The sequence below is a fragment of the Streptomyces sp. NPDC050546 genome (genome assembly GCF_044457425.1).
Taxonomy (GTDB): domain Bacteria; phylum Actinomycetota; class Actinomycetes; order Streptomycetales; family Streptomycetaceae; genus Streptomyces.
The window spans coordinates 201520-217228 of the sequence record NZ_JBITGX010000011.1 but is presented as its reverse complement, the minus strand read 5'-3'; the positions used below and the strand labels follow the sequence as shown (position 1 = coordinate 217228).

Here is a 15709-nt window from a genome sequence, read left to right as displayed (position 1 = left end):
TTCCCCCGCCGTACGGCCAAGACCGCCGCCACCCCGATGCGCCCCAGCCGCCGGGCTCTGCTGCTCGCGGCCGCGGCGCTGGCGGCGACCGGGGGCGCGAGGCCCGCGCCCCACGGCACGGCTGCTCCCGAAGCCCAGGATCCGTACGAAACCCTCCGCCGGCGCTGGCTCGGCATCGCCCTCGGCGAGGGCTACGACCCGGCCGCGGAGCCGTACGCGTCCCGGCTCGCCGAGACCGGTGAACTCGCGCGCCGTCTGCGCGCCACGATGGCCCCGGCGGCGGACTCCCTCTGGCCCGGACACCCCTTCGACCCGCCGGCCGGCATCACGCTCAGCTACGGCCGTCTGTGGAGCATGACCCAGGCCTACGTCCAGCAGGGCACCGGCTCGACCGCCGACCCGGAACTCCTCGCGGACGTCCTGCGCGGCCTCGACCACCTCTCCGCGACCGTCTACAACCCCTCCACCACCCGCTACGGCAACTGGTGGGAATGGCAGATCGGCAGCCCCCGTCTGCTCACCGACATCACAGCCGCCCTGTACGACGAGCTGGGCGACCCCCGCGTCCGGGCCGCCTGCGCGGCCGTCGACCACTTCGTCCCCGACTCGGCCCTCGGCGACTACACCGGCACCTCCACCGGCGCCAACCGCGTCGACCTGTGCCGCTCCGTCGCCCTGCGCGGCGTCCTCGGCCGCGACCCGGCCAAGATCGCCCTCGCCCGTGACGCGCTCTCCCCGGTCTTCCCGTACGTCACCCGGGGCGACGGCCTCCACGCCGACGGCTCCTTCGTCCAGCACACCTGGGTCGCCTACTCGGGCACCTACGGACAGGTCATGCTCGACGGCCTCGGCCGGCTCTTCGCCCTGCTCGCCGGATCCGACTGGGCGGTCACCGACCCGAACCGGCAGATCATCCTCGACAGCGTCGAGCACGCCTACGCCCCGCTCATCCACGACGGACTGGTCATGGACAGCGTCAACGGCCGGGCCGTCAGCCGTGGTTACCTCACCACCGACGACCGCAAGGTCATGCGGAGCGACCACTTCCACGGACAGCAGCTCATCGCGGCCATCGCCCTCCTCGCGGCCGCCGCGAGCCCCGCCGAACGCGACCGCTGGCACGCCCGCGTCAAGGGCTGGATCGAACGGGACACGGTCACCCCGATCCTGACGGCACCCCAGTTCGGCGTGGCCGACCTGACGCGGCTGCACGCCATCGCCGCCTCGCCCGCCCCGGCCGCACCCGAACCCACCGGACACCACCTCTTCGCCGCCATGGACCGTGCCGTCCACCGCCGCCCGGGCTTCACCGTGAACATCGCCATGGCCAGCGACCGCATCGCCCACTACGAGTGCGGCAACGGCGAGCACCCGCGCGGCTGGCACACCGGCGCGGGGATGGTCAGCTGGTGGTCCGGTACGAGCGACCAGTACACGGACTGGTTCTGGCCGACGGTGGACTGGTACCGCCTGCCCGGCACCACCGTCTCCACCCAACGCCTCGCCGACCGGGAAGGCGGCGAGTGGGGCACCGCCCGCCCGGACGCACGCTGGGTCGGCGGCACCACCGACGGCGCGTACGCGGCGCTCGGCCAGCACCTCAGGGGCCTCGGCTCCACCCTCCAGGCCCGCAAGTCCTGGTTCTGCGTCGCGGACGCGGTGATCTGCCTCGGCGCCGGGATCAGCTGCGCCGACGGCGTCCCGGTGGAGACGATCGTCGACAACCGCAACCTCGGAGAGTCCGGCACCCAGACCTTCGTCCAGGGCCGGAACAAGGACCGGAACTGGGCCCACCTGGAGGACCACGGCGGCTGGGTCCTGCTCGACGGCGAGCCCAAGGCTCTCCGCGAGGACCGCACCGGCGCCTGGGCCGACATCAACACCGGCAGCACCCCGGAGCGGCGCACCCGCCGCTGGCAGACCCTCTGGCTCGACCACGGCACCGACCCCGAGGCCGCCACATACGCCTACGTCCTCATGCCCGGGGCGTCCCGCCGCGCGGTCGCACGCCGCGCGGCCGACCGCCACTGGCTGTCGGTCCTCGCCAACGACGCGACCTGCCAGGCGGTCACCGTGCCCTCCCTCGGCTGCACGGCCGCGAACTTCTGGCAGGCAGGCACGGCGGGCCCGCTCACCGCTTCCGCCGGCGCGAGCGTGCTGACCGTCCGCCGGGGCCGTACCGCTACCCTCTGTGCGAGCGAGCCGCCCCGCACCGGCGAGCCGCTGGAGATCACCTGGGACCGTCCGGTCCGCCGGATCGTCCGCGCGGACGAGAGCGTCGAGGTGCTCTCGACCGGCCCTCGACTGAGGCTGCGGGTCACCCCGGGGGAGGTATGCGCGATGCACCGATGTGAGGTGACTCTCGGTTGAGGTCTTTGTGTGACCCCTACAAGCCGTACACCCCCTGAGCAGTCGGATTGGCTGCACTCCGCCATGGTTCTGTTCAGGGGTACCAGGAAAACACGCCGGAGACTGTGAGGAGTCGACGGCCCGCTTTCCTGGGTTGGCTTCGTAAGGTCACTACATGACCGTTTTGGATGAGGCGCCGGGTGAGCCGACCGACGCGCGCGGACGCGTGGCCGAACTGCACGAGATCCGTGCGCAGGCGGTGGCCGGACCGAGCGAGAAGGCGACCAAGGCGCAGCACGCCAAGGGCAAGCTGACCGCGCGGGAGCGCATCGAGCTGCTCCTCGACCCGGATTCCTTCCGCGAGGTCGAGCAGCTCCGCCGGCACCGGGCCACCGGCTTCGGCCTGGAGGCCAAGAAGCCGTACACCGACGGTGTGATCACCGGCTGGGGGACGGTGGAGGGCCGCACGGTCTTCGTCTACGCCCATGACTTCCGGGTCTTCGGCGGCGCGCTGGGCGAGGCCCACGCCACCAAGATCCACAAGATCATGGACATGGCCATCGCGGCCGGGGCTCCGCTGGTCTCACTGAACGACGGCGCAGGCGCCCGTATCCAGGAGGGCGTCTCCGCCCTCGCCGGCTACGGCGGCATCTTCCAGCGCAACACCAAGGCCTCGGGCGTGATCCCGCAGATCTCGGTGATGCTCGGCCCGTGCGCGGGCGGCGCGGCGTACAGCCCCGCCCTGACGGACTTCGTGTTCATGGTCCGCGAGACCTCGCAGATGTTCATCACCGGCCCGGACGTCGTCAAGGCGGTCACCGGCGAGGAGATCACCCAGAACGGCCTCGGCGGCGCCGACGTGCACGCGGAGACCAGCGGTGTCTGCCACTTCGCGTACGACGACGAGGAGACCTGCATCGCGGAGGTGCGCTACCTCCTCTCGATGCTCCCGCAGAACAACCGTGAGAACCCGCCCCGCGCGGAGGCCACGGACGCGGTGGACCGCCGCTCGGACGTCCTGCTGGACCTGGTCCCGGCGGACGGCAACCGGCCGTACGACATGGCCAAGGTCATCGAGGAGATCGTCGACGACGGCGACTACCTGGAGGTCCACGAGCGCTGGGCGCGGAACATCATCTGCGCGCTGGGCCGGATGGACGGCCAGGTCGTCGGCATCGTCGCCAACCAGCCTCAGGCGCTCGCCGGTGTCCTGGACATCGAGGCCTCCGAGAAGGCGGCCCGCTTCGTCCAGATGTGCGACGCCTTCAACATCCCGATCATCACTCTTCTGGACGTACCCGGGTTCCTGCCCGGCGTCGACCAGGAGCACGGTGGGATCATCCGCCACGGCGCGAAGCTGCTCTACGCCTACTGCAACGCGACCGTGCCGAGGATCTCGCTGATCCTGCGCAAGGCCTACGGAGGTGCGTACATCGTCATGGACAGCCAGTCCATCGGCGCCGACCTCACCTACGCCTGGCCGACGAACGAGATCGCCGTCATGGGCGCGGAGGGTGCGGCCAACGTCATCTTCCGCCGCCAGATCGCCGAGGCCGAGGACCCCGAGGCCATGCGGGCCCGCATGGTCAAGGAGTACAAGTCCGAGCTGATGCACCCGTACTACGCGGCGGAGCGCGGCCTGGTCGACGACGTCATCGACCCCGCCGAGACCCGCGAGGTCCTGATCAAGTCCCTCGCGATGCTCCAGACCAAGCACGCGGACCTGCCGTCCCGCAAGCACGGCAACCCGCCGCAGTAACCCTGCGGACATCTTCCTCACGGAGACTGACACCCATGGACTTGCCTGACATCCGCGTCGAGAAGGGCCACGCCGAGCCCGAGGAAGTCGCCGCCATCACGGCGATCCTCCTGGCCCGCGCCGCCGCCCGCCCCACCGACCCGACCCCGACGCACCGCGGCCGCGTCAAGGCCGGCTGGCGCCGCCTGGAACGCGAGCCGGGCTTCCGAGCCCCCCACAGCTGGCGCTGACCCCAGCACTTGAAAAAGAGGCCCCTCTTCGGAGGGGCCTCTTGCTTTTGTCTTTGGTTTTTTGGGGGCGCGGGGAACTGCGCGAACAACCACCCACAACCCGCACCCGGCAACGCAACAGCCCCCGGCAACCCATTGGCCGCCGGGGGCTGTCCCCACATCTACTGGCTAACGAAGCCGTGCCATAAGCGCGTGCTCAACCAGCGTGATCAACGCCGACTTCGCATCGGCCCGATGCCGAGCGTCCGTCGTGATGATCGGCGTGTCCGGCCCGATCTGCAGCGCCTCCCGCACCTCGTCCGGGTTGTACGGCTGCTGCCCGTCGAACCCGTTCAGCGCGATCACGAACGGCAGACCCGAGTTCTCGAAGTAGTCGACGGCCGGGAAGCAGTCGGCGAGACGCCGCGTGTCCACCAGCACGATCGCGCCGATGGCACCGCGCACCAGGTCGTCCCACATGAACCAGAAGCGGTCCTGACCGGGCGTACCGAAGAGGTACAGGATCAGGTCCTGGTCCAGGGTGATACGGCCGAAGTCCATGGCGACCGTGGTGGTCGTCTTGTCCCCGGTGTGGGTGAGGTCGTCGATGCCGGCCGAAGCTGACGTCATGACGGCCTCGGTACGCAGCGGGTTGATCTCCGAGACGGCCCCGACGAACGTGGTCTTGCCCACGCCGAAGCCACCCGCCACCACGATCTTCGCTGAGGTGGTGGAGCGGGAAGGACCGCCGCTAGAGCTTGCGAAGTCCACTGAGCACCCTTTCGAGCAGTGTCACGTCTGGCTGGCCGCCGGCGTTCTCGTCGCCGCCGGGCTGATGGATCGCGACCAGTCCCGCCTCCGCCAAGTCGGCGACGAGGATCCTGGCCACGCCGAGAGGGATCGTGAGGAGCGCCGAGATCTCGGCGACCGACTTGATTTCCCGGCAGAGGTTGCAGATCCGCTGATGCTCGGGCAACTGGCCCTGCATCTGGTGCGGCTGCGCAGTGGTGTGCACCAGCGCCTCGATGGCGAGCTGGTAACGCGGGCGGGTCCGGCCACCGGTCATGGCGTACGGACGCACCAGCGGGTTGTTCGACGCCCCGGCGGGCGCCGGCTCGGGGGTGCGGCGCTGGGGCTGCACAGGCTGGATACGCGGGGCCGGTGGCTGGTCGTACGGCGACGGGCCGGGGCCCTGCGGCGCGTACGGCTGCCGGTGGCTCGGTGTGGAGGGGAAGTTGTAACGGTTCGGGTTCTGGGCACCGTCGTTCTGGCCCTGGGCAGGGCCGTACGACCAGTTGCCCGAAGACGAACCGCCTGGGGGTGTTGCCACTTTCTCCTCCTCCGACTGTGCCTGGCACCCATCGCTGTGGAGCCGCGTCCCGAAACTTTACGGCCACGGGACGCCAAAACGCACCGTCCGTCCGTTAGTTGAGCAGGCTCCCCTGGAGCTCCGCACGAAGGTCCGGTGTCAGGACCGTACCGGCTCGGTCGACCAGCAGCGCCATCTCGTACCCGATGAGACCGATGTCCGCCTCGGGATGTGCGAGAACCGCGAGGGACGAGCCGTCGGATACGGACATGATGAAGAGGAATCCCCGCTCCATCTCCACAACCGTCTGGTTCACAGCGCCCCCCTCGAAGATCCGGGAGGCGCCTGCCGTCAGTGACGTCAGGCCGGAGGCGACGGCCGCGAGCTGGTCGGCGCGGTCGCGGGGGAAGCCTTCGGACATCGCCAGAAGGAGTCCGTCGGCGGAGACCACCACCGTGTGGGACACCCCCGGGGTGTTGTCCACGAAGTTGGTGATCAACCAGTTCAGGTTCTGTGCCGCCTGGCTCATCGGGCTCACACTAACGCTCCTGGTTGTAGGTGCTGTCAGGACCACTGTGCTGATTCCTAGTGGCCTGGCCGTTCGTTTCACTGCCTGCGTTGCGTCCGCGTTCCACGCCGCGGCGCAGATTGCTCAGCCTGCCCCGGACGTCCTCCGGGGCGCGGGAGACCTGGGGGCCTCCCTGGGGGGTGCTCTCGGCGGCACCCTCGATCAGGTTGGCCTTGGGTACCCGCCTCGGCAGGCCGGAGGAGGTGACCCCGCCGGCCCTGGGCTTCCGGAGCTGCGAAGCCTGCTGCCACCGCGCGTCGTTCGCCGAGCGCCAGTCGCTGTCGCCGTTGCTCTCCGGGGTGGAGGCCGGAGGCTCCTGGCTCACGTGCCGCGCGCCGCCCGTGCCGTTCGCACCGCTCGCAGTGGATCCGCGGCGGGGAAGCCCCGCGTCGGTCGTCGAGTGGGCGGCGGAGTGGGCCGGTCCCGGACGGTCGAAGCCTACGCGGTCCTGCTCACTTGCGTCAGCGGCCTGCGCAGATTCCGTTTCCTGGGCCTGAGAAGGGTACTGGCTCGGGTAGCCGTTCTGGTAACCGTCCTGCTGCGGCCAGTCGTCCTGGTGACGACGCTGCTCGAAGGCGGGGAAGCTCTCGGGCACGCCCGCACCCTGCGACGGGGGCTCCTGCTGGGCCGGCTCCGCATAGGAGGGGTCCGGGTAGCCGCCGTTCGGCGAGAAGGTGTCGTTCTGCGGCATGCCGCCGTTCGGCGCGTAGTACTGCTCCTCGTACGCGGGGCGCTGCGGCTCCTCGTACGCCGTGTGCCGCTGCTCCTCGTACTGCGCCTGCTGGTCCCCGTAGGTCGCCTGACGGTCGTACGCGGAGGGCTGCTGCTGAGGGTAGCCGGTCTGGCCCGTGTCGTAGGCCTGGCCCGTGTCGTAGCCCTGCTGCCCGTTGAACTCCTCGGGGTACGCGTGGCCCCCGTCGGGGTCCTGCGGGTTCCGCCCGGGAAGGGCGGGCTGCTCCTCGTGGGACTGGGCCTCCAGGGCCGCCCTGCGCTCCTCGCGCATCAGGGAGCGGCCGACGGGGTCCAGCTCACGTATGTCGTCGGGGACCTCGGAGTAACGGCTGTCGTCGAAGCCGAGCTCCGCGGCCGTGCGCATGGGCTGCTGGTTGAAGTTCTCGCCGCCGAAGTTCTGCTCGGGGATGATCTGCGAGACGGTGAACTCGTCGCGGTCCACGTGCTGCTCGCCGCCACCACCGTGGGTGATCGCGTCGGGCAGCATGACCAGCGAGGTCGTGCCCGCCTGCTCGCCCGAGGGGCGCAGCTGGACGCGGATGCCGTGCCGGTCGGACAGCCGGCCGACCACGAAGAGGCCCATGCGCTGCGAGATCGCGGCGTCCACCGTCGGCGGGTTGGCCAGCTTGTGGTTGATGTCCGCGAAGTCCTCGGCGGTGAGGCCGATGCCCTTGTCGTGGATCTCGATCATGACCCGACCGTCGGGGAGACGGGTGGCGGTCACACGAACCTTGGTCTGCGGGGAGGAGAACGTCGTGGCGTTCTCCAGCAGCTCGGCGAGCAGGTGCACGAGGTCGGTCACGGCACGGCCGTGGATCTCGGCCTCCGGGACGCCCGACAGCTCGATGCGCTCGTACTGCTCCACCTCGGAGGAGGCGGCGCGCAGCACGTCGACGAGGGGGACCGGCTGGTCCCAGCGGCGGCCCGGCTCCTCGCCGGCGAGGACCAGGAGGTTCTCGCCGTTGCGGCGCATACGGGTCGCGAGGTGGTCCAGCCGGAAGAGGTTCTCCAGCTGGTCCGGGTCGGCCTCGTTGTTCTCCAGGTCGGTGATCAGGGTCAGCTGGCCCTCGATCAGCGACTGGTTGCGGCGCGACAGGTTGGTGAAGATCGCGTTGATGTTGCCCCGCAGCAGGGCCTGCTCGGCGGCGAGCCGGACGGCCTCGCGGTGGACCTGGTCGAAGGCGCGGGCGACTTCGCCGATCTCGTCGGTGGTGGTGATCGGGATGGCCTGGACCCGGGTGTCGACGCGGCCGGGGTCGGTACGCGAGAGCTGGTCGACCAGCATCGGCAGACGCTGCTCGGCGATGCCGAAGGCGGCGTTGCGCAGCTGGCGCATCGAGCGGCTCATCTGGCGGGCCACCGCGCCGGCCAGGATGAAGGCGAGGAGCAGGGCGACCACGACCGCGGCACCGGTGATGTAGGCGTCACGCTGGGCGTCGTCGGCGATGTCGGAGGCTTCGCCCACGGCCTTGTCGGCCATGTCCGCCTCGATCTTCTCGTACGCGTTGAACTTGAGCGTGTTGACCGCCCACCAGTTCTCGGCGGTGACGCCCTTCTCGGCGAGTGCGGCGCGGGCGCTCGGGTCGGTGCTCGGCAGCGTCGCGACGGCCGAGACCATCGTCGTCGGGTTGGCCGGCGGGGGGACGTAGTCCGGGTTCTTGGCCTTGGCCTCCCGGGCCATCGCGGCGCCGTCGGCCTTCAGCTTGGCCTCGGCCGTCTTGAGCTTGTCCGCGTCCTGCTCGGTACCGCCGCCGATGTACTCCTCGATGGCGATGCGCTCGAGGTAGGCGTACGAGGACAGGGCGATGCGCTGGCTGGCCAGGTTGCCGTCGTCCGGGCCCGGCTTGACCAGGATGTGCATGCCGATCGAGCGCTGCAGCGACAGGGCCGCCTTGGTGAGCTCGATGGCGTACACGGTCCGGCCGTAGCTGGTGATGTTGCCGGTGCCCAGGCCGAGCTCGTTGGCGAACTCGGTCAGCGGGTGGGCGACCTCGACGTAGCCCTCCTCGGTCTGCACACCCTTGAGCTTGGAGGTGTACGCGACCTGGCGCAGGGTCTGCAGCTTCGGCTCCGCCTTGCGGAACAGCTTCAGACGGCGCTCGAGGCCGGGCTTGGCCGGCATGCTCTGGGCCGCCGTGTCGAAGGCGTCGGCCGCCTCGTCGGTGGCCTTGCGGACCTGGGTGACGGTCGCCTTGTCCTGGGCCGTCTGGGCGCTGCCCTTCAGCAGGGGCGCGGCCGAGGTGTCGCGCTCGTTGTAGAGGGCGTTGGCGTACAGCAGGGAAGCGCGCACCAGGCGCGCGGTGTTCTCCGCGTCCTCGGCCTCCTGCCAGGTGTCGATCGAGCTCTTCACCTGGAAGCCGCCCATGACGAGGCCGACCAGCACGGGTATGAGCAGGATCGCGTTGAGCCTGGTCGCCACGCGCCAGTTGCGCGGGGAGAGACGGCCGCTGCTCTCGGCAGGCGTGGCCGTCGGCTCCGAACCGGGCACGGGGGCGGGCGCCGCTGTGCGCGGCGGCGGGGTGAAGTTGCCCCGGGCCGACGGCTCGGGACTGTTCTTGCTTCGCCTCACTCGACCAACAACCTCTCGGCGGTCGGCACCAACGTTGTGCCGCAGTGTCTCAGCGCCCAACACGTCGTCGACGGACGAGTGCGTCATTGACTATTGGGCAGTTCAGGCATTCCAGCACGACGACCTGCGCTCTTCCAAACAGTCCGAGGCAGGGATTCCGAGTGATGTAAGCCCCAGATAAAACGGTCATAAAGAGCGAGCCCCGCCAAAAGGCGGGGCGATTGTGCGCGCAGCGAGACCGGATGTGCGCGACGCGTGGCCGTACCACCCGATTCCTCTGCCGAAACGTTATGAACACCTTGGCCGACCGTGTCAAAAGACACAGTCGGCTCCGGTGTATCTACGACAACTGCCGTATGGCGCTCTCGAATTGGGTGCTACCTCAGCCGTGCCATCAAAGCGTGCTCGACCAGCGTGATCAGGGCACTCTTCGCATCGGCCCGATGGCGGGCGTCCGTCGTGATGATCGGGGTGTCCGGTCCGATCTGCAACGCCTCGCGCACCTCCTCGGGCTGGTAGGGCTGCTGGCCGTCGAAGCCGTTCAGCGCGACGACGAAGGGCAGGCCGCTGTTCTCGAAGTAGTCGACGGCCGGGAAGCAGTCGGCGAGCCGGCGCGTGTCCACCAGGACCACCGCGCCGATGGCGCCGCGCACCAGGTCGTCCCACATGAACCAGAAGCGGTCCTGGCCCGGCGTACCGAAGAGGTACAGGATCAGGTCCTGGTCCAGGGTGATACGGCCGAAGTCCATGGCCACCGTGGTGGTGGTCTTGTCCCCGGTGTGGGTCAGGTCGTCGATCCCCGCGCTTGCGGAGGTCATGACGGCCTCCGTGCGCAGCGGGTTGATCTCCGAGACGGCGCCGACGAACGTGGTCTTGCCCACGCCGAAGCCGCCCGCCACCACGATCTTCGCGGACGTGGTGGAACGACCCGCGTCAGAGCTTGCGAAGTCCACTGAGCACCCTTTCGAGCAGTGTCACGTCCGGTGCACCGGTGGCGTCGTCGCCGCCCGGCTGGTGGATCGCGACGAGACCGGCCTCCGCGAGGTCCGCGACGAGGATCCTGGCCACACCCAGCGGCATGTTGAGCAGCGCCGAGACCTCGGCGACCGACTTCACCTCACGGCACAGGTGGCAGATGCGCTGGTGCTCCGGCAGCAGCCCCATGAGCGCCGCGGGGTCCGCGGTCGTGCTGATCAGAGCCTCGATGGCCAGCTGGTAGCGCGGCCGCGTCCGGCCGCCGGTCATGGCGTAGGGCCGTACCAGCGGCTGGTCGCCCTCGTCCTCGTACGGCTCCGCGTACGGATCATGAGAGGCGGGGGGCGGGGTCATGGGTCCTCCGGGCGGGACAGCAAGTCGGTCAGTCGAGCCGTCTGACGGGGCCTGTGTGGGGTGTGTGGCGGCCGGACGGTGATGTGGTGAGACGGGTGGTGCCGGGCCGTTCAGTGGAGCAGACTGCCTTGGAGCTCAGCTCGCAGGTCGGGGGTGAGGACCGCGCCCGCGCGGTCGACCAGGAGCGCCATCTCGTAGCCGACGAGGCCGATGTCGCATTCGGGGTGTGCCAGGACGGCCAGCGACGAGCCGTCCGAGACGGACATCAGGAAGAGGAACCCCCGCTCCATCTCCACGACCGTCTGAGCGACGTCGCCGCCCTCGAAGATCCGGGAGGCGCCTGCCGTCAGTGACGTCAGGCCGGAGGCGACGGCCGCGAGCTGGTCCGCGCGGTCGCGCGGAAAGCCCTCCGACAGCGCCAGGAGGAGACCGTCGGCGGACACGACGACGGTGTGGGACACCCCGGGGGTGTTGTCCACGAAGTTGGTGATCAACCAGTTGAGGTTCTGTGCCGCCTGGCTCATCGGACTCAACTAACGCTCCTGCTGGTGAGAGGGTCGAGGGAAGCTGCCGGTCTGGGTGGACCCGGCCTGACGACCCTGTGCGATACCGCGACGGAGATTGGTCAGCCGGCCCCGGACGTCATCGGGCGCCCGGGAGATCTGCGGACCACTCTGCTGCGCCGGCTGCTGCTGAGCCGTGCCCGCGACGAGGTTCGCCCGGGGCACACGGCGCGGCAGGCCGGAGGTGGTGACACCGCCCGCGGCGGGCTGGCGGACGCGCTCGGCCTGGCGGCCGAGGTCGTCGTTGGGTGAACTGCGCCAGCCGGCGGGTGCGGACGACCGCTGCGGACCGGTGGGCCCCTGCGGTTGCTGCGGGGACGGAGCCGAGCCGTTGTTCTGCGGCTGCTGCTCCTGCTGGCCGTGTTGGCCGTGGAACCAGTTGGTCTCCAGTGTGTCGTACAGCGGCGTACGCCCGTCGCCCGGACCGGACGCCGGCGGCAGGGCCTCGGGCTCCTGCCGGACGGGCCGGGCCTGCGGGGCGGGCGGCCGCGGTGCGCCGAAGTCGGACCCGCCCCGGCCGCCGTTGACCTGCGGCCGCTCGAACTGGCCCGTGCCACCGGGGTCGGCCGGCGTGGCCGGACCCGGAAGGGTGGGCCGGCCGGAGCCGCCGTCCTGGCGGGGTGCCGGGTACTGGCCGGTGGAGCCGTTGTCCTGGCGCTGCGCCTGATACTGGCCGGTCGGCCCGTTGTCCTGGCGCCCGGGGTACTGGCTGCCGCTGTTGTCCTGGCGAGGTGCCGGGTACTGGCCCGTGGAGCCGTTGTCGTAGGACTGGGGGGCCTGCGGTGCCGGGTACTGGCCCGTCGTGGACGACGGGTCGCGGCGCCCGGCCGGGGAGCCGAAGACGTCCGGGCGGACGAACTGACCCGGGTCCTGCGATCCGTTCGTGCCGGAGGCGAACCGGTCCGAGTGCTGGGGGCCGCCCATGCCGAAGTCGGCGGGCGAGCCGGGGCCCTGCCGGTCGTCGTCACGCGGCACGGCCGGGAGCTCCGCCGTCGCGCCCGGGCCCTGCCGGTCGTCGATCCGCGGCATCTGGGACGTACGGGAGACGTCCGGCTCCTCGTGACCACGCGGGGTGTCCAGCGAGGCACGCGGCACCGGCGGCTGGGCGTTCTCGTCGCTCCAGCTCGGCACGCGCGGCTGCTGGTCGCCACCGGGCAGCTCGGCCCGCGGACCGCCGCGCGGCGGGAGCTGCGGCCGACGGCCCTGGCCCTGCTCGGCGTTGCCGCCCGGGCGCTGCGAGCCTCGGCCGCCACCGAAGGCGTCCTGACCCTGCGGTCCGTTCGTGCCCGCGGCCTGCATGCCCTGCGGGGCACCCGGGGCCTGCTGCCCGAACCCGGCACCGGCCGGAGCCGGACGGCCCTGCGGCGGCGCGGAGGGAGCACCCTGGTCGAACAACGACGGGGACTTCTCGGGACCCTGGGGTCCGCGCGCTCCGCCCGGCGCTCCCGGACGGCCGCCGTCCGCGTCCCGTCCGGGCAGCGCGGCCCGCGGGCTCTGGCCCGGACCGAGCCGGCCCGCGCCGGACGCACCGGCACCGAAGGCACCGGCGGCGGAGGGACCCGCCCCGAGCGCGCCGCCGCCCTGGCCGGCACCGGCGCCACGGCGGGCCGCGGCCACACCGGCGGCGGCCTGTGCCGCGGCCGGACCGCCACCGCCGAGCGGCGGCTGGCCGGGCTGCTTGGGCTGGGGCTTCCTGCCGCCCTGGGCGACGTCGACGGGCAGCATGACCAGCGCGGTCGTACCACCGGAGTCGGACGGGCGCAGCTGGATGCGGATGCCGTGCCGCTGCGACAGACGGCCGACCACGAACAGACCCATGCGGCGGGAGACGGAGACGTCCACCGTCGGGGGAGAGGCGAGCCGCTCGTTGATCGCGGCCAGGTCCTCCGGCGACAGACCGATACCGGTGTCGTGGATCTCGATCAGCACCCGGCCGTCGGGCAGCGCGTGACCGGTGACCTTGACCTTGGTCTGCGGCGAGGAGAACGAGGTCGCGTTCTCCAGCAGCTCGGCGAGCAGGTGCACGAGGTCGTTGACGACCCGGCCGGCCACTTCGGTGGTCGGCACGGCGGCCAGCTCGATGCGCTCGTACTGCTCCACCTCGGACGCGGCGGCGCGGAGCACGTCGACCAGCGGGACCGGGCGGGTCCAGCGGCGGCCGGGCTCCTCACCCGCGAGGACGAGGAGGTTCTCACCGTTACGGCGCATGCGGGTGGCGAGGTGGTCGAGCTTGAACAGCGAGGACAGCTGGTCCGGGTCGGCCTCGCGGGACTCCAGCTCGGAGATCAGCGACAGCTGGCGCTGGATCAGACCCTGGGAGCGGCGCGAGAGGTTGGTGAACATCGCGTTGACGTTGCCCCGCAGGAGGGCCTGCTCGGCGGCGAGGCGGACCGCCTCGCGGTGCACGTCGTCGAAGGCCGCGGCCACCCGGCCGATCTCGTCCCGGGAGTGCACACCGACCGACTCCACGGACGTGTCGACGTCCTGCGGGTCGGACTCGGAGAGCTGCTTGACCAGCTCGGGCAGCCGGTCGGAGGCGACCTTGGTCGCGGTCTCCTCCAGGCGGCGCAGCGAGCGGATCATGGAGCGGGCCACGACGAAGGCGCCGACCAGCGACACACCGAGCACGATCAGGATCAGCGCACCGGAGATGATCGCGTCGCGCTCCGTGGCGCTGCGCAGCTCGCGGGCCTTCTGTTCCATCTCCTCGAGCAGCGTGTGCTCGATGTTCTTCATCTGCTGGATCTTGGTGGAGCTGTCGTCCAGCCAGTCGCGGTAGGACCGCTTGTCCTGCTGGGCGAGACCGCTCGCGGAGACCAGGGCACGGCCCGCGTAGGTGTCGGTGGCCTTGATCGTGGAGTTGCCGCCGTCCTCGATCGGCTTCAGCAGCTCGGCGGCGGCGTCCTCGCCGTAGATGCTCTTGAAGCTGCGGATCTCGGACTTCTGGCTCTCCAGGGACGACTCGGCGTAGAGCCGGTCGTTCGGCGAGAGCTTGCCGGTCGTGGTGTTGCTCGCGGGCAGCGCCGCCGCGAGGGCCGCGCGCTGGATGGAGGAGTACTCCTTGGCGGAGGAGAAGGCCGCCAGTGCCCGGGTGCGCTGGATCATGTCCGGGTTGCTGGTCGCCTCGGCCATGTCCTGGGAGAGGTCGACCAGGTTCTCGATCAGACGGTGGTACGCCTCGATCGTCTGCGTGGAGTTGCCCTCGGAGGCGTAGGCGCTCTTGCGGATCTGCGCCAGGTCGCCCAGCTCGCCGGCGAGCTGGATGAGGTACTCGCGGACGCCCTTGAGGTTGCCTTCCTTGCTGGCGCTGTCGATCTCCTCGGAACTGTCGAGGAAGTTCTTCATCGCCCGGTCGGTCTTCTCGCGCAGACCCTTGACCGTGAAGTCGGTCGCCTTGCCGCCGTGCGCGAGCGGGCCGGCCGACTGGTCGCGCTCCTCCTGGAGCGCGGCCGACAGCTCGGTGGCCTGCTTGGTCATGTCCGTCAGCAGCTTCATGTTGTCGAGCTGCTGGATGTCGTCCATGGACTGGTTGATACGCAGCGCGCCCAGCGAGGTGGCCGCGACCACCGGGAGAGCGAGCAGCGAGACCAGCCGGGTGGAGATGCGCCAGTTGCGCAGGGCTATTCGCGGGCCGGGGCCGGTGGGGCCCGTCGGCGGCTTCAGCGGCGGGGACGGGTTCGAGGCCCCCGAGGGGGCCGATGGACCGGACCGCCCCGAGTGCTCACCGCCGTCGCCGGCCGAGCCCGGGTTCTGGGCGTGCTGGGGCGCGGGGCCGCCCTTCATGGCGCCAGTCCCGCCGTGCGGCTCCGGCTCCGCCGAAGCGCTGCCATCCCTCTTGAAACGTCCCTGCACTAGCGTCGCAACCTCTGGACCAGGCACCCCGTCGCGTCAGCGGCGGGGCACGGTGTCGGCGTTCTGGGGACGCCCTGAGTACGCCCCCGTGGTGGTCTTGAGTGACCGGCGCTGGCTCCCCCTTCTCGCCGCCACTCGGCGCGTCTGTGCGCCCCCTGTGCGCCGGCTCGATCCTGCGGCGGTCCGTGAGATTCCAGCACAGCACAGGATCTCCAACAAGGCCCGTAGGCCAGGCCGTGACATAGGTGACACCACGTGAGGGCCGGATCACCGGACGTAGAAAGTGAGTTCGTCCATTTCGGACGTAAGCCCGCGAGTCGTCAAGCCCTGAGGGGTGTCCCAGTCGCCATGATCAGGAGCGGAATGATGGCTTCAGGGGGTCAATGTCCGTTTCGTGGGGGTGGGGCATGAGTCCGGATTGACCGATTCGGACTCTGATTCGTGAGGAAACTCACATGCTGATCATGGCC

General features: G+C 70.6%; 11 protein-coding genes. 3 read left to right on the top strand and 8 right to left on the bottom strand.

From position 1 onward, the window contains the following. The first annotated feature begins 36 nt into the window (after window positions 1-36). The 3 genes from ACIBK5_RS27240 to ACIBK5_RS27230 all read left to right on the top strand — a co-directional run bounded on the left by ACIBK5_RS27240 (window position 37) and on the right by ACIBK5_RS27230 (window position 4338). Entirely contained in the window at window positions 37-2370 is a 2334-nt protein-coding gene (locus tag ACIBK5_RS27240; protein WP_399023554.1) for a polysaccharide lyase 8 family protein, read from the top strand. Between the two features lie 154 nt (window positions 2371-2524). Next, complete coding sequence (locus ACIBK5_RS27235; RefSeq protein ID WP_399023340.1) at window positions 2525-4108, top strand: acyl-CoA carboxylase subunit beta; 1584 nt, start codon at window positions 2525-2527, stop codon at window positions 4106-4108. 35 nt (window positions 4109-4143) lie between these two features. Next, window positions 4144-4338, top strand: coding sequence for an acyl-CoA carboxylase epsilon subunit (locus ACIBK5_RS27230; protein ID WP_391102602.1), 195 nt, complete (start codon window positions 4144-4146; stop codon window positions 4336-4338). Window positions 4339-4506: 168 nt separating this feature from the next. Here ACIBK5_RS27230 and ACIBK5_RS27225 read toward each other — a convergent pair whose 3' ends face one another. From ACIBK5_RS27225 to ACIBK5_RS27190, 8 genes are all read right to left on the bottom strand, one after another. Continuing rightward, on the bottom strand, window positions 4507-5088 hold the full coding sequence (locus ACIBK5_RS27225; RefSeq protein WP_009314218.1) for an ATP/GTP-binding protein: 582 nt from the start codon (window positions 5086-5088) through the stop codon (window positions 4507-4509). Next, window positions 5069-5647 (bottom strand): DUF742 domain-containing protein, encoded by a 579-nt coding sequence (locus tag ACIBK5_RS27220; RefSeq protein WP_184598587.1) that lies wholly within the window; start codon window positions 5645-5647, stop codon window positions 5069-5071. Before ACIBK5_RS27220 ends, ACIBK5_RS27225 begins: the two co-directional genes overlap by 20 nt. 94 nt (window positions 5648-5741) lie before the next feature. Further along, window positions 5742-6155 (bottom strand): roadblock/LC7 domain-containing protein, encoded by a 414-nt coding sequence (locus ACIBK5_RS27215; protein WP_003993185.1) that lies wholly within the window; start codon window positions 6153-6155, stop codon window positions 5742-5744. Window positions 6156-6165: 10 nt separating this feature from the next. Continuing rightward, the gene (locus tag ACIBK5_RS27210; RefSeq protein WP_399023337.1) at window positions 6166-9495 is read right to left on the bottom strand and encodes a nitrate- and nitrite sensing domain-containing protein; all 3330 of its coding nucleotides are present in this window, start codon (window positions 9493-9495) and stop codon (window positions 6166-6168) included. A 377-nt stretch (window positions 9496-9872) separates the two neighbouring features. Beyond that, window positions 9873-10448: an ATP/GTP-binding protein gene (locus ACIBK5_RS27205; protein WP_104781463.1), complete on the bottom strand. Its 576-nt coding sequence runs from the start codon at window positions 10446-10448 to the stop codon at window positions 9873-9875. Further along, a complete protein-coding gene (locus ACIBK5_RS27200) occupies window positions 10429-10824 on the bottom strand; it encodes a DUF742 domain-containing protein (protein ID WP_053668780.1) in 396 nt (131 codons plus the stop codon). Before ACIBK5_RS27200 ends, ACIBK5_RS27205 begins: the two co-directional genes overlap by 20 nt. A gap of 110 nt (window positions 10825-10934) precedes the next feature. Next, a complete protein-coding gene (locus tag ACIBK5_RS27195) occupies window positions 10935-11348 on the bottom strand; it encodes a roadblock/LC7 domain-containing protein (RefSeq protein ID WP_030231800.1) in 414 nt (137 codons plus the stop codon). A gap of 9 nt (window positions 11349-11357) precedes the next feature. Next, the gene (locus ACIBK5_RS27190) at window positions 11358-15239 is read right to left on the bottom strand and encodes a nitrate- and nitrite sensing domain-containing protein (protein ID WP_399023335.1); all 3882 of its coding nucleotides are present in this window, start codon (window positions 15237-15239) and stop codon (window positions 11358-11360) included. Window positions 15240-15709 lie beyond the last annotated feature (470 nt).